Here is a 19,072-nt window from a genome sequence, read left to right on the forward strand (position 1 = left end):
CAGAATTTTCCCAAAGATAAAACAACTGTTTTATCGTCAATAAGTTACCTAATTATTAGGGTATTTCGCATATAAACAGGACCGTTCCTCGTTTGAATACACTTACTCTAAAGCAGTAAAATGATACCTGTTCAGAATAGATCATTGCAGAGACAGTATTCGTTATAAAACGACTTAACGTTTGTTAGCCACACGGTGTGTACAGCGAAATAAATTGTGTTCAAAGCCTCAAAAATGCCAGCAAATCGCTGGCATTTTTTTTACTTTGAGCATTATACCTGTACGCGCTAATAGTGAGTGTATTGGCAGTGTATTAACATCATTGATTAGTGATCTTTTTTTGCTCAAGCATTTCTTTCCAATGCATTATCTCTGTCGGTAAAATAGGCGCAACACCTTTAAACCCAGCAACTTCAAGCATTTCTTCAACACTAACCACTCCTTTCTTACGCTTGAATACACCGCGTACATAAGCAATGGCATGTAAGCCACGCTCTGAATGAAACTTTTGCTCAATATAAAAATACTTATGATCCCATCCAACTAAACGCGTGCTTACTGTGTATTTTTGCATCGGTTTAATGTCTCGAATGTAGGTGATTGCCGTCGCGTTAACGATTGGAAACCAACGACGCTTCATAATATGCTGCAACAATCCAACCCGCTCAGTCATCCAAGTACGTGCTAAATCCATGATGCCTAAATACCGAGAGTTAGTCAGATGAAAATTTATATCACAATCAGTGGGTAATGCTTTAAATTCAATATCAATCGTATCAAGTAAGTCTTGGTAATCACGATTACGTTTAATTTTAAAAAACAATAAAATGAGTCGGAAATAGAGGTTCACGATAAAGGTCTAACCAGTTGTTAATGAGCAAAGTGTATCACAGCATATTGCTATGGCGAATATTCTGCTCTAATCTGTGCATATATTAGTATAAAAAAAGAATAATCTAATGAAATTTATTAATTTAGCGGCCTTGTTGACTGCAAGCTTATATACTCAATCTGCCTTTGCTGATTTTAATTACCCGGGCGAAGGGACTTTAAGTTACCCTACCGGGGTTGAGAAACCCTTTAAGTTTGGTTTTGGCTGGCAACAAGACACAGAGAAATTCACCATTGGTAATAAAACCTATGATATGTCGTTGCCTGAGTCTTACTCTGTCGCCATTACATTAAGTAAAGATGAGCAACAAATATGGGTACAGGAATTTAATAATGGGTTCTTCGAAGGGTTTCGTTGGCAAATTGGCGAGCACACTCTGGCATTAGAAAAACGTCAGTTTTCTGAAGCAGTCAAGGGCGATTATGTGATAAGCCTAGATAACCGAGACTACTTTTTTGCGCGCAACAATATCAGTATTGTTATTAAATTTGATAACGAGGGTATAAAAAACATCGCCATTGATGGCGTCACAAAAGACATGGGCACTAAACAATAGTGCCCATAGGGTAATTACACTTTCACCGTTTTACGATTAATGCCGTAATCTCTAAGCTTATTAGCCACCGCGGTATGGCTTAACCCTAAACGCTTCGCTAGCTGACGAGAACTTGGATACGCCGGATACAACTTACGAAGTAACGTGGCTTCAAAGCGTTTTACGGCTTGGTCAAGTGTGCCCTCAAAGTCTGACTCCAAATAGCCTAAATCATGTGTAAATGTTGGTAATTGTAAATGCTCAATTCTAAGCTCATTATCATCTAACAATGAAACAGCGCGATAAATCGCGTTTTCTAATTGTCGCACATTACCCGGCCACGGATAATCCTGTAAAAACCGTAAACATTCTTCCGATAAAACAGGCACCGAATGACCGTTTTGCTGAGCGTATTTTTGAATAAAATGCTCAGCAAGTGGACCCACATCCGCTTTTCTATCACGAAGTGGCGCTATTTCAAGAGTCAAAACGTTGATACGATAGTAAAGATCTTCTCTGAAGGTGCCTTCTTGAACCATGGCTGGCAAATCTTTTTGAGTCGCCGCAATAATACGAACATTCACTTTAACTTCGTTTTCATCGCCTACTTTTCTAAAAGTTCCATCCTGCAAAAAGCGTAATAACTTAGTCTGCAACTGAGTCGACATTTCACCCACTTCATCTAAGAATACGGTGCCGCCATCAGCCTGCTCTAACACGCCTCGTTTTGGGGCTGCATTTTCCTCGTAACCTGCATAGCCAAACAGTTCAGATTCAGCAACATCATCTGGTAACGAGGCGCACGATAAAGCAATAAAAGGTTTTACAGAACGATTAGACGCATAGTGGCAAGCACGCGCTAAAAGCTCTTTACCCGTACCTGTTTCACCGGTTATTAAAATAGGTGCTTCGAGTTGCGCCATTTTCCGTGCTTCTCTGACAACACGACGCATAGCAGTACTAAAGTTATGAATAGTGGCAAAACTTTCTTGCCCATAACGACGAAAAGCACTGACCTGCTGACCAAGACGGCTTTGCGATTTAATATTAATAACAGCACCTGCAAGCACATCCCCTTCAACGCCTTGGGGAACTGAAATAGGCAGAATATCGGCAATAAAGTCTTCACCTGCCACTTCAACACGCGTGGTTTGTCCTAATACTTCTTTACCCTCAAGCCAGCGGGTGAAGTTAAAGCCTTTCAATAAATTATTTATATTAGCGCCAATGACTTCTTTTTCTGATAACTGTAAATCACGGCATGCTGCATCATTACATAAACGCACCCATCCTTTTGCGTCTATAGAAATAACGCCGTCGGGCAAGGCTCTCAGCAGTGTATTTAGCTCATTATGTTCTCGCTCAGAAGGTAAGAATGCAGTTGTTCGCACATCTTTTACGCCATCAATTAAACGAATTGATGGCATAATTTTTTGAAACTGCTCAAACTCTATCGGTGGAAAACTCACATACATTCGGCAATTAACCGAATCAACTTCGATACCTTTTAAATCGACCTGGTAACTTACCAAAATATTGAGAATTTCTTGTGCGATACCAATTCGGTCGGCACAGTGAATATCTAAACGCATTACATCCTCAAAGAACGGGAACCTATAGTATGAGAATAATACGCTAACTCCCCATTTCTGGGTAGTCTATTGTAAAGATTTTTGGACAAACGTGTGCAAAAAACTCAATTGCTTGGGTACTTGGTCCACTCTTGGCCATCTAATTGGATATAAGGCTGTCCTTTAATGTACATCATAACGGTATCTTGGTTTTCAGCGACTACCGGAGCACTTGGTAAATTATCAAGCACACGCTTAACAGGCACCGTACCCGCAAATACATCCAGTTTCATGGTGTTATTGATAAGTTCAGACAACGAAAAATAGCTCATCGTCTGTTGTACATCATTCAAACCGCTGTGTTTAACATCAGGACCAATAAACTTCACGGCAGTGGGTACAGACACAATTGACGGGCTTGGGATTTCACGAAGACCTGCAAATTGTAGTTTATCACCCTCTAATGCTGCGCCATGTTCAGGCACAACCATTAACAGTACATTGCGCCCTTCTCTTTCAAGCTGACTAATAAAGTCATCAATATCACTAAATAAATGCTGCTGGCGAATTGGATAACTCTTTAGGCTATTCATGCGAGAGCGGCCCGCTAGCTGATTACCATCATGCAAGCTAATCGTGTTGTAATAAAGCGCACGTGGCTGCTTGGTATTTTTATGGCTCTCCAACCAATTACTTAAGATAGCGGCATCTGAATAAATAGGCTTTCCATCGAAACCATATTGCGCAGCTTGAAATTGACTAAAATCCAAATTAGGCACTGACACGCCACCGTATTGTTTGATCAAGCCAATAAAGTCATCAAAATGACCATCATGATTTAATGCCACGCTCGTGTTGTAACCTAGCTGCGATAAGTTACTAAATAATTGACACTCTTTAGCTACAGGTTTAAACAATTGGTCTTGAGGAGTTTGCCCACAACTCGCACGCAGTAACCTTATTGCTGCAGGACCACTGTATGAGGTTGCTGAATTAAAATTACTAAACAAAATATCAAAGTTATCAAATAAATCACGCGGTCTCACACCAATGGCGTCCAGGTCCGCAGTGGCCAAAGAGCAAATATTAAGCACAACCACGTCAAAGGGTTGTCCATTGAAATTAGTCGGAAATTGGCTTTTTAGTTGAGTTTGTTGCTGATAAAAATCATCGAGTTGTTGATCAAACGTTTTTTGTGGTGACGAACTCGACACTGCGACAGGTACCTGTTTTTTCGTTGATTGATTATTCACAACCACAGGGGTTGAGAGTGTATCTGTTACTGTCGTCGCACTCAGCCAATAAACGTAAATAAACCCGACCACTGAAATACTGGTGTAGCGTATCCATTTTACTGAATACCAATACACCACGACTAAAACAAACAGCCCCAGTAATATATCAACACTGATCACTCGCGTCGCAATCTCCGCAAAGTAAGCAAAGCTGAAGTCTTGTACATTTTCAGCTTGTTTAGTTAAACGTGAAATGGGGGGGAGCCACGAATCGTGATACAAAAGTGCAGCCCCAACTACGACACTGATACTCTGTTTTAAATACGTTAACCATTTGATTTGAAATGACACGGCTAAAAAAGCAAAAAACGCTAAATTTGCGACGAGATCAAATGAAATATCACCACGACTATAAAGAAAAAACTTTACTAAAAAGTATAAGTTCCAAACACCTAATCCTGAAAGCCTCACTGAGAATCCTTTTTCTGTTTTTTGGGAGTATAGGGCGTTAATAACACATGCCTAAAAGTCAATGTACGGTAAATGCTTACTATTTTTTTAAACAAGATTTTACCTGTATTACTAATCAAAACCCCCAATAATAAAGCGATAATAAAAGTAATAAAGAACTGATTTAAACTCATATTTGCTCACCTTTTAAAGTTACTTTTACGGGTTTAGAGATAGGCCTAATCACCTTTTTAAATTCAGGAGTCTCCTTATTCAATGAAGAAATATCAGCTGTTTTAGCATCAAAAACATAACTGACATTTTCTTTTAATTGCTCGGTGTAATCAGGCACGTCAACATTGGTATACCTGCGCTGCAGATGACGGCATTCTTGCTGAATGTAGAAATGATCTGCAATCACATTTTTCGACATAAAAAAGTCGCTAATTTCAAGCTTAAATAAATGCTTAATCGCACTTTCTACGTCATGCTCACGACACGCATGTAAATACAGGTAAATATAATCGTCAGCAAAGCTAAAAATATCCCCTTCACGTTTTACATGAAACAAATGCAGCGGGTGTATTGCATCTATACGGGGTAAAAGTTGTAACATAACAAGCACCCCGCTAACACCTAAATTTGCAGCTGAGTCACTATGCTTAGCAACTTGTTCAACAAATTTATTTATCGGCAGATACCCTTTAGTCAGTACGTTTTCACTGTATTTCAATACCTCATCAATTGAGTTAGGAAGTGGTCTTGAAAACTGGAATCCTTGGATTGATTGAATTTGTGATTGTAACCGCGAAGGCTCAGAGAAACTGTATAAAATAAGGTTCACGCCTAACGTTAAAAAGAGGCACTCATCTTGATGGCGAATAATGCCATCTACATTTTGAATGACTAGCTTTAACTTTCGACCACATTGTTTGCGAAGCGAAAAGCACTCACCAGCCAATGCAGACAAATCAGTGTAGCGCGTTACCGAAAACACTAATGTAGCAGCTTTTTTTGTAAGGCCTAGTTTATACAGTGCATTATTATCTTCGACTATTTTATAAGACAGCGGTAACTTCGTCCCTTGCGGCAACGCATGTTTAACAAGCCATACCTCATCTTCATCTAATCCTTGTTGCGATGATGTTTGCTCATTCGACTCTTCTAAATGAGCATCAAAAACGCTCAATTGCCCCTGCAAAAGCTCACAATTTATAGAATGACCCGCAATTACGCCATCTTTATGGCTCCAATAGTCATATTCTAAGGTACGAATTGAGGCTTCTTGAGTAATAAAAATTTGGCCATCAAAAAGCGTATTTAAAGCCAGAAACTGGCGCCTTACATCACTAATACGCGAGCCCGAAATCAAGAATATAACTGTTACGTTTTTAGCAATAGATAAATCACGGTAAAACCCGAGCTTTTTAGTTAATTGCGCTTCAGTAAGAGGTACTAGCAGCTCTGAATCCAAGTGTAAAATCAGTGTACTATTTCGAAGCTCTTTATATTGTTTTAATTCCTGAATCACGCCGCGAGAGAAATGTAAGTTTTTTGCTAAATTTGCATCGTGATGTAAATGAAAAGGATGCAGCAAACCTTGCTCAAAAAGGCTAAATAATAGCGTGTTATTTTCACTCTCAAAAAACACCTCAACGTGCTCAGAGAGCAGGAAAACAGGGTCTTTATTACTAGCTAATAGGTGTCTTACTAACTCTAATAACTGATTGTCTAAAGATGCCAACAGTGCATAATTTGCACAGCGCTTGAGCGCTGAGTAAGCGTTTTGTAATCCTGTAATTTGTAAATGGGGCACCAGAAAATCCTTTTAAAAGATACTTTAGCGCTAGTTTTAAGCGCTATTCTATATATAATGCGGCTTATGTCCATGTATCGTAGACAAATTAAATTCAGTTTTTGCCGTTATAGGTCTATTAGATGAATGACTTTGCATTTAAAAAATCAACTGTTTTAACAAAAAATGACATTGACAATTTATTACGCCAATTTGGCGGAAAAAATCAAGGTTATATTGAAATAGTCGACGTTGAAAAAAACCGTCAAACGATCGATAAATATCCTTTAATTAAAGATATCGCTTTATCTATTAAAGATACACAACAAGATAAATTATTTAACAAAAGCACATACTAAAGAATGAAAAAGATTTTCGTGAAAGGGATAAAAGGAGGTACTGGAACCACATCGGTAGTGGCAAACCTTGCGTGTGCTTTAAGAAAATCACATGAAACAGTCTATGTAATAGATCTCGATCCTAAAAGCGACATAGGCTTACACCTAGGGCTTGCATGGGACCATTTACTAGGATGGAGTGATTACGCCGATTTTGCATCTGCCAGTGAGCAGTTCCATCAAGATAATGACGGCGTCACGTTCTTACCGTACGGAAGTGGCTCAAACACAAAAAGCAGCTTTAAAGATATAATAAATCATTGCCAGCAACTTCATGACAGCGATGACGCGTGGTTCTTATTTGATTGCCCTGCACATATTAATGCACTTGAATACCCGCTTGACTCTGAAGATATTTTTCTTGAAGTCATCAATTGTGACGCCATATGCCATAGTTTGATGTATAAGCAACTGAATTTTTTAAAGCAGTCTGGTTCATCGTGGCAGCACTACTTCTTGACTAATCGTTTTAATTCAGCGTCTGAATTAGAGTCTGACTTATTACAGCTATGGCAATCTGAATTACCTCTTTTTGCGCCTTTATACATCAACAAAGACGAAGCTATCATGGAAGCAACCGCATTTCGTAATGTGGCGATTAATTGTGCTCCATACAGTGTTGCCAACGATGACTTTGAAACCTTAGCCGGTTGGCTCGTTAGTCGTGCAAACAATAATGAATCATAAGCCAACAGCAATGAAATTACCTGAACGTATCATCAAAACCTGCTTAGGCTTCTTATTTACAAAGAAGATAACTCGTTTTGTGTTTTTTAAATTTCATGGCTACTTTAATCAGCATAAAATAAGCCTACTTGGGGCATTTATTCTGCCTTTTTTGGTGTTATTTTTATCCTTGTTTATAAAACTGGACAAAAACAGAAAAAACCAAATAAAACAAAAGTTAAAGTACTTTTATCCGCATGTAACGCGCCCCGTTGTCACACCCAGTAACTGTGTACGCATTTTATTGCAAAGTATTTATTTAGCCTTGTTCAACACCACAACAACATCACAGGCACAGATAAGCTATGAGCAGCGTAAAACATGGCGAAAAATAAAGCATTCACTCAGAATACTGCGCCTTGTCGACAAAAAATTAGTGCGTGCATTTAAGCGACTTTGGCTGTTTGCTAAAACAAACCCATCAGCAGAATCTTACCAGCGTATTAGTAAAGCTGAAATTTGGAACAATCGCATACTGAAAATCGCGTTTTTCACCATACTCATTTTTGCTGTGGCAGTTTTTGTCACGGTGCCTTTCAGTATCGAAGCACAAGCGGTGTTCATTAGTTTACTGCTTATCGTTGCCTACTCGCTAAGGCGCGTTGAAGGACAGATGGCCACCATCACCATGATCACGCTGGCAGTCACAACATCAACACGTTATTTATGGTGGCGCTACACCGACACGCTTAACTGGGATGACCCCGTCGCATTAGCGTTAGGTATTGGCTTATTATTAGCTGAAAGCTATGCGTGGCTGGTGCTTATTTTAGGCTTTTTTCAAACCATTAACCCACTAAAACGTAAGCCTTTACCACTTAATGAAGACACGTCAACGTGGCCAACCGTCGACATTTATATTCCGACTTACAATGAGCCATTAAGTGTCGTTAAACCTACCACTATTGCTGCCCAAAGCATCGACTGGCCTGCTGATAAGTTAAACATCTACATTTTAGATGATGGTAAGCGTCCTGAATTCGCTGAATTTGCAAGACAAATTGGGGTTGGCTACCTAACTCGCTCAGACAATAATCACGCTAAAGCGGGTAATATGAATCAGGCTATGAAAGTGACACAGGGCGAATATATCGCTATTTTTGACTGCGATCACATCCCTGCCCGCTCTTTCTTACAAATGACTATGGGGCAATTTCTTAACGACAGCAAAGTGTGTCTAGTGCAGACTCCACATCACTTTTTCTCTGCGGATCCATTTGAACGAAATTTAAAAAACCATCGAAAAATCCCGAATGAAAACATGCTGTTTTATGGCTTAATTCAAGACGGAAATGACATGTGGGACGCTACATTTTTCTGTGGTTCGTGTGCTGTACTCAGGCGAAGTGCGCTTGAAGAAATAGGCGGTTTTGCCGTTGAAACCGTCACCGAAGATGCTCACACTGCATTAAGAATGCAGCGTGCAGGCTACAAAACCACCTATATCAATATTCCACAAGCTGCAGGGTTGGCTACTGACAGTTTATCGGCACATGTGGGTCAAAGAATTCGCTGGGCACGAGGGATGGCGCAAATTTTCCGCTTAGATAACCCGTTGTTTGGTAAAGGCCTGAATATTGCTCAACGACTCTGTTATCTCAATGCAATGTTACACTTTTTATCTGGTATCCCTCGCATTGTCTTTTTAACGGCCCCGCTTGCACTAATTTACTTCAATGCACAAATTATCTATGCGCCTTTTGTGGCTATTTTCTTATATATAGTGCCAACATTATTGCAGGTAAAAATTACTAACTCTCGTATTCAAGGTAAGTATCGTTACTCTTTTTGGGGGGAGGTCTATGAGTCTGTTCTTGCGTGGTATATTTTAAAACCCACCACAGTTGCGTTAATTAACCCTAATAAAGGAAAGTTTAATGTGACTGAAAAAGGGGGATTAAACGACACCGATCATTACGACTGGACTATTTCAAGGCCTTACATCATCCTTTTACTTATCAATGTTATCGGCATGACTTATGGCGTATTCAGACTCTTTTTTGGTGATACATCACAGATAGGTGTGTTAATTATCAGTATGTTATGGGCAAGCTACAACGTTATAATTCTGGGTGCTGCGGTTGCCGTTGCAGCTGAAGCAAAACAAGTACGTAGCTCACACCGAATTAAAGCTAACTTCCCTGCTGCAATTAGATTAGCCAACGGACACACGATAAAGGTCAAAATCACCGATTACTCTGATAACGGCGTCGGGCTTGAAACAGAACATAGCCACCTGTGCCGTGTAAACGATAAAGTTGAACTACTAATGAGCCGAGGCTTTAAGCAGTATTCATTTGCCACCTACATTTGCAACACACGCGACAAACAATTGGGCTTAACGCTTCGTGATCTAGATTTAGAAAAACAAAAAGCGTTTATTCAATGCACCTTCTCTCGTGCAGATGCCTGGCTTGATTGGCAAGAAAACTTTAAACACGATAAACCGTCATACAGTTTTTCAAATGTATTTTACACCAGCCTTCGAGGCTTTAAGAACTTGATTTTCCACGCTCCAAATGAATTAAGACCCGTCATTGTATTTGTATCGCAGGTCTTATATTTTGTGGCCTCGTTATTACCTAAAAAACCAACAAAAGCGTTTAAACCATCATGATGAAATCACTATTAACCTTGTTATTAGCAGTTGGCACTCTCAGTTTATCTGGCTGGGCTATGAGCGCAGAGCCACTCCCTGATAAATCTATTTTTGATGATGGTTACCCTGAAAGTGCCCCTGTCGAAAGTTTAACGCTCAGTTTTGAACAGTTAGGGCTTAGTAAGTTTAAACTCGATGGCGTGAGTAGTAATACACGTGTTGAGTTTACCAATCGTTTAGACAGGCTCGGGAAAAAGTTAACGCTTAACTTTTCATATACTTACTCACCTTCTTTAATAGGCCGAGTCTCGCATCTAAAAATATTTTTCAATGAAAACTTAGTCACTGTATTACCTATTGACGATAAAAATACGGTACTCGGCAGTGTAACCGAGCACAGTGTTGCGCTTAATCCCAAGCTAATTAAAGATTTTAACCAAGTGCGTTTTGAACTCATCGGTTACTACGATTTAGTGTGCCAAGACGATTACAGTAAAACAATTTGGGCAGAAATTGGCAAAAGTAGTCATATCAGCATTGAGAGCCAATCACTTGCACTTGAAAGTTTACTTGAGTATTTCCCGGCGCCGTTTTTTGACTCGCGTGATTACACCAAGCTGACATTGCCATTTATTTTTTCTTCGCAACCCGATGAGCCAACACTGGAAGCTGCCGCTGCACTATCAAGTTTTTTTGGTGCGCAAGCGAAATGGCGTAAAGCGCAGTTTCCTGTCCATATCAATAGTACGCCCACTGAACATAGCGTGGTGTTTGCAACCAATGATAATAAGCCTGACTTTTTACTAAATTATCCCGATGTCGATAAGCCAACAATCGAAATCATCAGCAGCCCGACACATCGCTATGCAAAAGTTTTATTAGTGTTAGGCAAAAACACAGAGCAATTAAAAGAGGCAGTTGTTGGATTAGTGTTTGGCTATAAAGTCATGACAGGTCGAAGCGCCACCGTTGACGCAATTGCCAGCCTGCCTTTAAGAAAAGCTTACGATGCGCCGCTGTGGGTTCGTTCAGACCGTGCTGTGAGTTTTGATGAATTTATCGAATACCCGACCCAATTACAATCACAAGGCTTTCGTGGACAACCTGTCCGTTTAGACTTACGCTTTGCGCCCGACTTATTTACATGGCGCGAAAATGGCATTCCCATTACGCTAAACTACCGCAATACCCCTGTTGAGCATGGCATGTTGTCGCGCTTAAATATGCTTATAAATGGCAAATTTGTAGATGGTTTTATTCTTGAGAACGACCATGGTAAAACCATTACTACGCAAACCTTACTGCCGCTATTATCAGACATAAACCCGAGCCAATCACGCCAAGATTTTGAGCTAACAGGGCTTGATTTAACCACTAACAATCAACTCACTTATGACTTTAACTTTGCCGTTGTAAAAACAGGCGAATGCAGTGCGATTCCTGCCGGTGGCGAATTTGGTGCAATCGATGGCAGCTCTACAATTGATGTGAGTAACTTCCATCACTATATTGCTTTACCCAATTTACGAGCATTTGCGAGTGGCGGTTTCCCCTTTACGAAATATGCCGATTTACATCAAAGCACTTTAGTGATGGAGGCTAATAGCTCTACAAATGCGATTAGCTTACTGCTGAATTTTACAGGCCATTTAGGGGCGATTACCGGTTATCCTGCTCATCGTTTGAGTATTCAATTTCCAAGTAGTCAGCTAGATTTTGCTGACAAAGATATTGTCATTATTGGTAAACCAGATTCATTTTTAAGCTCGGTCGCCGAAAACAGCTCTCTCAGTGTATTGATTGATAATAATCAACGTATTGTCGATCAAGCTATTTATAATGGTGCTTATGACAGTACCGATGCCGAAAAAATTAAAGTCAATATACGGAGTTTGGGCCGTTTAGCCATTATATCTGGTTTCCAATCGCCTTTTGATTCTGACCGCTCAGTAGTGTCTTTAATTGCCACTAACGACAATGCTTACTCATTGCTTACAGATGCACTATTAGATAACGCGAAAACATCACAAATAATGGGTAGCTCTGCAATTATTAATAACCAAGGCATTAAAACCATAAAAACCGATGACCAGTATTTTGTTGGCCACGTGCCAATCCACACGCTAATTTGGTTCCATTTTTCAGACCAACCTTTGTTGTTGGCTATTTTATCAATTCTTACCCTACTGCTCATTTCATTTATGTTATGGCGACTATTAATGTTGTTAACAAAGAAACGTTTATCTGAAGGAGATAAAGCATAATGAAAACTCTTGCTTCTTTGCTATTCGTTTTAGCATTTTCAACACCCGCTTTTGCACAATTAACCTGTGCAGCGTGGCCACAGTGGAATACGTTTAAAACGCATTTTATTTCGCCTAAAGGACGTGTTATCGATTTAGGCAGCGAATATGATATAACGACATCGGAGGGTCAATCATATTCACTTTTCTTCGCCTTAGTTGCCAACGATCAAGCCAGCTTTGATACATTATTAGAGTGGACGGAAGTTAATCTTTCTGAAGGCGATTTAAGTACGCGCCTGCCTGCATGGAAATGGGGTATAAAGGAAGGTGAAGGTAAAATTTTAGATTCAAACCCAGCCTCTGACTCTGATTTATGGATAGCATATGCCCTTTCTCAAGCAGCCAAGCTATGGCAAGACAGGCGCTATGCAGTGCTAAGCAGTGTGCTTGCAGAACGTATTATTCGTGAAGAAACCGCACAGCTTCCTAAACTGGGGATTACATTACTGCCTGGACCTAATGGCTTTAAGGACGAAAACACTTGGAAGCTTAATCCAAGCTATGCCCCACTGTTTATCCTTAAGCAATTTGCTGAACTTTATCCGCACTCTCCTTGGCAGCAATTGCATGACAACTCTGCCAATATGCTTATTAGCACGGCCGCTAAAGGGTTTAGCCCTGACTGGGTTAATTACAATGCAAAGCAAGGCTTTTTTCATGATAAACACGCACCCGCTCTTGGAAGTTATAATGCAATACGGGTCTATTTATGGGCCAGTTTGATGGCTGAAGATGCGCCTTACAAATCAGCATTAATGAAACAATTAACCCCCATGGTTGAGCACATTGTTTCTTCAGGCAAAGTGCCCCTAGAAACACAGACTGTCACGGGGAAAGTATCAGGTACGGGACCTATCGGCTTTGGGGCTGCACTGTTGCCATTTTTAGCGGCAGAGAATGCATCGCAATCAATCACCGCATTACAACAGCAAATGATGATGGACACCGGTTTTATTAGTAGCCGCTACTATGACAGTGTGTTGTATTTATTTGGCACGAGCGCATTAAACAAACGCTTCAGCATTGATAAAAATGGCGAACTCATTACGAACTGGAGTGCTGAATGCCAATAAAATGGTTACTTGCTGCAATTATAGCAAGTCCGAGTGCAATCGCCTCTTCGACACAAAACAGCCTTGATACCCAATCTATTGATTGGTTAATAAGCCAAGTGCAACTCGGTGAGATAGAGCTAGACACTGAACTTATGACCAATAGTTTAGATAAGCTGTTGAGTATCGCGCCTAAAGACACGCAAGTGCAGTGTGCAGAGATACGCGTGCTGTATGCGCTGAAAGAAACAGAGCAAGCCAACAACTTGCTTGCAGGCATTGCTCAACAGCCCCACCCCTGTGTTGACAGCCTTGCACTTTTAGCCAGAGTAAATAACGAAGATAAAGCCACGATTCAACAGGCTCGCCTGCGTGCGCGTGCGGGTCAATATGCTGCGGCTGTTAAAATTTACAATACGTTATTTAAATCGACTTATCCGAATATCGAGTTCGAGCTTGAGCATATTAATTGGCTAGCCCAAGACAGCAGCCAATATCAACACGCCCTAAGGGGGTATCGCTCTTTAATGAAACGCTACCCAAATAGTGGCCGTTTTGAGTTAGCTTATGCCCGTCATCTTATTAAGAAAAATCCTGAAAATGCACAGGCGATTGACCTGCTAAGTCACTACGCACACAGTAATCAATATGGTGTAGAAGCCGAATTTGCTTGGCTTTCAGCACTCGAAGACATGCCGCTTAACCAACAAACCATGCGTGCCTATGCACGTTATTTTGAAGCGTACCCAAAAAGCAGTAAGGGGCAGTTACAATTTAGTGATTTTGAAAAAAAATACCAAGCAGAGCAAAGAAAGCTTGCAGATCCTGCCTACAAAGCGTGGGTTAGAGGCAACCAAGCACTTGAAAAGAAAGATTTTTCAAAAGCACAGAGGTATTTTAATTCTGCGTTATCAGGGCGTCCAACAGACCCAGAAATCTATAATAGTTTGGGTTTGCTTAATCTTCGGCAAGGCAATAATGAGCAGGCTTACAACTTTTTTAAAAAAGCACAACAATTCAGCACAGATGTAAATCGTATTACCGTATTAAAAGGCTTAGCAAACACAGCACGATTTTGGCAGTACATCGATGAGGCAAAATCGGCACTCAGTGCATCACAGTTTAAACGTGCTGAACTTAAGCTAAATTTAGCCGACACTCTCGATGAAGACCCAGACACCGTGCTGTTTTACCGCGCACAACTTGCTGAACAAAGTGGTCAATATCAAACGGCTATGAATTTGTATAAGCAAGTATTAAAAAACGATCCACTGGCAGAGTCGACCCTAAGCGCAATGCTTCGCCTCAGTGCGTCAGATGGTAATTATACGAGAAGCCATCAGTTTTATAATGGCTTAAGCACTCAGCAGCAAGCGCTTATAGCCCAAGATTATACACTTTTACAAACTCAGCAATTACGTGAACAAGCCGATGCATTAACCGCTAAAGGTGACCTCGATGGAGCAGTACAACGCTTATTAGTCGCCATAAAACAAAGCCCGCGCCAAAGTTGGTTGTACTATGATCTAGCAAACTTATACCAACAACAGGGGTTGGTTGATCATGCCAAAGCTCTTTACAAAAAAACCTTATGGCAGTTCCCTCTTGATGCTGAACTTCGCTACAGCCATGCTTTGTTTTTACGCTCATTGAATGACTACGAGGGGGCATTAGCAACCCTTGATTATATTCCAAATAACGCACGCACTGAGCAAATTAATGTATTAACAGAGCAACTGAGTATTAATGCCAAACTTGAAAAGCTTGCGACAAATAATACGGCAACGAATAAAGCCACAATTATTTATAAACTCACGGAATTAGAAGCGCAACCACTCACCCCGCTTATGCAGGCAGAGCTGGCAACTCAGTGGCGACAAATTAATGAAAATAACTATGCTATTCGACAGTTAAAGAAGGCGCTTACGCGCGATCCAAGTCTCAACCCTTACTGGCATATGCTCTATGGTGGCTGGCTTATCGAAAGCGCTAATCAAGCAGACACCGACACATGGCTTGCGCATTACCAATTACCCACTAAGGCAACTGAGGCCGAGCAAGCGCAGTGGTTAGCTTTGCAAATTGACTACATTAACACCTTCGAGCAAGGACAACGTCGTATTGCAAAACTGAGCTCACTCGATCAGCAACACAATAATAATCCCCAATTAGCTGAAGCCCTTATCACTGCGTATATTGAACAAAGTGAAGGCGACGCTGCAATTAACCGATACCAACAACACACTGCGGCCGGATTCAGTGTTTCGATTGATACCGCATTGGCAGTTGCTAAATTAAGTCGAGAGCAAGGTGAGCACCTTTTAGCGGATCACATCATTACAGAACAGGTCCATGCTGTTAATGCACAAGAAGCATACCGCCAACAACAGCTAATGGCTGCCCTCGGTAATGTTGAAAACCAGTCAACAGCCCTCAAGCTCGCTCAACAATTGCTCGCCAAGTCAAACAATAATGCCGAGCTTTATTATCAAGCCGCATCCGTTGCCGATTCGCTTGAACAAACTACCCGTGCAGAGAATTGGTATCGTACTGCAATCGCCCCGCAAACACACAACCAGACCACTCTCAGTGATGAACAAAATTATGCGCTTTACGCGCTGAACGACGATGCACCTTGGTACGTCAATAATGCGAAACGCCAGTTGCAACGTATTGAGCGCGATGAGCAGGCGTATATTACTGCGGCCATCAACCTTAGCAGCCAAACCAGCACTCAAAATGAGTCATCATTAGGGGCCGGTGCCACTCCCATAGAGGCTGGTTTCCCGCTTTTTGGCGGCACCGGTATTGTTAAACTCGATCCGATGACGATTTCAAGTCAAGAAACACGTTTTGATGAAACCTTCGCGGGTAGCCGCTACGGACAAGGTGCGTTGTGTATTTTCGATTGCCCATTGACCAGTATTAAGCCGAAGCAACAAGGTATCGATATTGGCCTTGCGTGGCAAAACGAACAGTGGCGCTTTGATATTGGCACGACCCCACTGGGCTTTTTAGTTGAGGACATTGTTTGGGGCATTGATTACAACGGCGATATTGGTGATTTTGGCTATGGTGTTACAGTGAATAAACGCCCTGTCACCAGCTCAGTTTTATCGTATGCTGGTCTAGAAGATGTATTCACTAACCAAGTGTGGGGTGGCGTACGCGCTACACAACTTCAGCTCAGCCTTTCTCACGATCTAGGACTCGACTGGGGATTTTGGGGCAGCACAAACTATCAATTGCTCAAAGGTAAAAACGTTAAAGACAATCAAAGTTACAGTCTTATGGGGGGCAGTTACTACCGAGCCATCCGACAGCGGGATCAAGAGTTAAGCTTGGGCATTAACCTATTACACTGGTCTTATAAATATAATTTAAGTGAAGAAACGTGGGGTCATGGTGGCTATTACAGCCCGCAAAACTACTTAGGGGCTTCTTTTCCTGTGGTTTATGATCACCGAATTGGTCACAATTTTATTTATCGTCTTCGTGGGGGTGTATCGTGGTCAACAACAACGACTGACGAAATTGAATTTTTCCCGAACGATGCTCTTTTGCAGGCTCAAGCACACGCGCAAACAGATGTAACCGGAGTGACACCTATTTTTGAAGATGATAAAAGTAATGGGCTTTCTTATAACTTAGGAGCCAGTTTTGAATACCGTTTTACACCCCATTGGTTTTTTGGCGGGTATTTAAATTTAGATCGTGCAGATTTTTACGAACCAAACTATGCACAGTTCTATTTTAGGTACTACTTTAAGCCGGTTTATAGTGAACTGACCTTCCCTGGAAAGCCCGTTGTACCTTACCAAAGCTACTAAACACTGGCCTATAACCCTTCCCCTGAACTGAAGGTCTATGTATACTGTAGCGCGCATGTAGCTAGGATAAGGGTGTGTCTCTTACCCTCAAGTTCATAACTTGAACAACAAACCATTATCTTAGCTGCATCACACACATGGCCGCCCGTTCAACAATAAAATACACAGAACGACCAATGCAAAAATAACAAGGCCTCAACAAAAACTTAAAGTTAGGAAGTAAATATGAGTTCATTACCTAAAGCAGGTGACTTTTTAGGGCATCCTAAGGGGTTATTCCTGTTGTTCGGCACAGAAATGTGGGAACGATTTGGTTATTACGGCATGCGTGCCATTTTAGTGCTGTACTTAGTTGCACTTGTTCAAGAAGGTGGTTTTGGTTGGTCAAATGCTGATGCATTGAGCCTTTACGGTACCTTCACTATGGCTGTTTATATTACGCCATTACTTGGTGGTTGGTTAGCTGATAACGTGCTAGGTCAGCGTAAAGCAATTATCCTAGGTGGTTTATTAATGGCTGCTGGCCATTTTACCATGGGTATTCCTCACAGCTATTTAGCAGGCCAAGAAGAAAACGTTTTCTATCTTGGTTTAACACTACTGTGTTTAGGTAATGGTTTATTTAAGCCAAACATCTCAACAATGGTAGGTGACCTATATAAAGAAGGTGATCAACGTCGTGATGGCGCGTTCACTATTTTCTACATGGGTATCAACTTAGGGGGTGCACTTGGTCCACTTATCGCTGGCTATGCTGCTGCATCAATGGGCTGGCAATGGGGCTTTGTAGTGGCAGGTATCGGTATGGTGATCTCTGTACTAATGCAACTTGCACTGAGCAACAAATACCTAGGCGATATCGGTGTAGTTCCTTCTGCTAAGCTTTCACAAGCACAATCAGAATCAAACACGAAAGAGCCACTGACTAAAGTGGAAACTGACCGTATTAAAGTTATCTTCACAATGAGTGTATTCAGTATCATCTTCTGGATGGGGTTTGAGCAAGCAGGTGGTCTTATGAACCTATTTGCCAACGACTACACTAACCGTATGCTATTTGACTTTGAAGTACCTGCATCTTGGTTCCAATCGTTAAACTCTATTTTCATCATTGTATTTGCACCGCTCGTTGCCATTATTTGGTTAAAACTTGATAAGCGTGAGCCTAACTCACCAGTTAAGTTTGCTATTGCACTTATCTTCTTAGCACTTGGCTTTATCACCATGATTTTGGCACTAATGACGCAAGGTCAAGGCGATAACCTGCAAATCAGCATGATGTGGCTCGTGTTATTTTACTTATTCCATACACTTGGTGAGCTATGTTTATCACCAATTGGTTTATCAATGGTAAGTAAACTAGCACCACTGCGTTTAGCGTCAATGCTTATGGGTATTTGGTTCCTGTGTACAGCTGTTGCAAACAAGATTGCAGGTTTCGTAGGTTCTTTCCTAGGCGAAGGCGAAGCGGCTGTTGAAAATGCAATGGGTATCTTTATTGGTTTAGGTGCGACAGCAATCATCTCTGCTGTCATCATGTACTTATTAAGCGATAAACTTGTTAAGTGGATGCACGGTGCTGAAGGTCAGCATGTGCCTCACACACAAGAACACATTCTTGCAGAAGAGCTAGAAGTGACTGCTGAAAAGCAATAATACGTTTCCCCACAGCGCCTGCTGTGG

At 41.2% G+C, this 19,072-nt stretch carries 12 protein-coding genes; 8 read left to right on the forward strand and 4 right to left on the reverse strand.

The window, feature by feature from the left end:
• Positions 1–319: 319 nt before the first annotated feature.
• Positions 320–850: a thioesterase family protein gene (locus BWD47_RS07630; protein ID WP_075593746.1), complete on the reverse strand. Its 531-nt coding sequence runs from the start codon at positions 848–850 to the stop codon at positions 320–322.
• A gap of 109 nt (positions 851–959) precedes the next feature.
• On the opposite strand from BWD47_RS07630, the gene BWD47_RS07635 reads away from it, so the two are divergent.
• Entirely contained in the window at positions 960–1,448 is a 489-nt protein-coding gene (locus BWD47_RS07635) for a hypothetical protein (protein WP_036966984.1), read from the forward strand.
• A gap of 14 nt (positions 1,449–1,462) precedes the next feature.
• On the opposite strand, the gene tyrR is transcribed toward BWD47_RS07635, so the two are convergent.
• The 3 genes from tyrR to bcsE all read right to left on the reverse strand — a co-directional run bounded on the left by tyrR (position 1,463) and on the right by bcsE (position 6,499).
• Complete coding sequence (gene tyrR / locus BWD47_RS07640; RefSeq protein WP_036966980.1) at positions 1,463–3,019, reverse strand: transcriptional regulator TyrR; 1,557 nt, start codon at positions 3,017–3,019, stop codon at positions 1,463–1,465.
• A 104-nt stretch (positions 3,020–3,123) separates the two neighbouring features.
• Complete coding sequence (gene bcsG, locus BWD47_RS07645; protein WP_065978854.1) at positions 3,124–4,704, reverse strand: cellulose biosynthesis protein BcsG; 1,581 nt, start codon at positions 4,702–4,704, stop codon at positions 3,124–3,126.
• A gap of 169 nt (positions 4,705–4,873) precedes the next feature.
• Positions 4,874–6,499, reverse strand: a complete 1,626-nt coding sequence (bcsE, locus tag BWD47_RS07650; RefSeq protein WP_036966973.1) for a cellulose biosynthesis protein BcsE — start codon at positions 6,497–6,499, stop codon at positions 4,874–4,876.
• Between the two features lie 122 nt (positions 6,500–6,621).
• Between bcsE and bcsR the strand changes: the two genes are divergently transcribed.
• From bcsR to BWD47_RS07685, 7 genes are all read left to right on the forward strand, one after another.
• Entirely contained in the window at positions 6,622–6,837 is a 216-nt protein-coding gene (gene bcsR, locus BWD47_RS07655; protein WP_036966971.1) for a BcsR/BcsP family cellulose biosynthesis protein, read from the forward strand.
• A 3-nt stretch (positions 6,838–6,840) separates the two neighbouring features.
• Positions 6,841–7,563: a cellulose biosynthesis protein BcsQ gene (gene bcsQ / locus BWD47_RS07660; RefSeq protein ID WP_036966968.1), complete on the forward strand. Its 723-nt coding sequence runs from the start codon at positions 6,841–6,843 to the stop codon at positions 7,561–7,563.
• On the forward strand, positions 7,553–10,219 hold the full coding sequence (gene bcsA / locus BWD47_RS07665) for a UDP-forming cellulose synthase catalytic subunit (RefSeq protein ID WP_081759708.1): 2,667 nt from the start codon (positions 7,553–7,555) through the stop codon (positions 10,217–10,219). Before bcsQ ends, bcsA begins: the two co-directional genes overlap by 11 nt.
• Positions 10,216–12,465: a cellulose biosynthesis cyclic di-GMP-binding regulatory protein BcsB gene (bcsB, locus tag BWD47_RS07670; protein WP_065978852.1), complete on the forward strand. Its 2,250-nt coding sequence runs from the start codon at positions 10,216–10,218 to the stop codon at positions 12,463–12,465. Before bcsA ends, bcsB begins: the two co-directional genes overlap by 4 nt.
• Positions 12,465–13,580 (forward strand): cellulose synthase complex periplasmic endoglucanase BcsZ, encoded by a 1,116-nt coding sequence (gene bcsZ / locus BWD47_RS07675; protein WP_075593747.1) that lies wholly within the window; start codon positions 12,465–12,467, stop codon positions 13,578–13,580. The genes bcsB and bcsZ overlap by 1 nt, the downstream gene beginning before the upstream one ends.
• Positions 13,571–17,389 (forward strand): cellulose synthase subunit BcsC-related outer membrane protein, encoded by a 3,819-nt coding sequence (locus BWD47_RS07680; protein ID WP_075593748.1) that lies wholly within the window; start codon positions 13,571–13,573, stop codon positions 17,387–17,389. The genes bcsZ and BWD47_RS07680 overlap by 10 nt, the downstream gene beginning before the upstream one ends.
• A 225-nt stretch (positions 17,390–17,614) precedes the next feature.
• Positions 17,615–19,045, forward strand: a complete 1,431-nt coding sequence (locus tag BWD47_RS07685) for a peptide MFS transporter (protein WP_075593749.1) — start codon at positions 17,615–17,617, stop codon at positions 19,043–19,045.
• The last annotated feature ends 27 nt before the right edge of the window (positions 19,046–19,072 follow it).

It is taken from the genome of Pseudoalteromonas sp. PAB 2.2, assembly GCF_001938575.1.
Taxonomy (GTDB): Bacteria; Pseudomonadota; Gammaproteobacteria; order Enterobacterales; family Alteromonadaceae; genus Pseudoalteromonas; species Pseudoalteromonas lipolytica.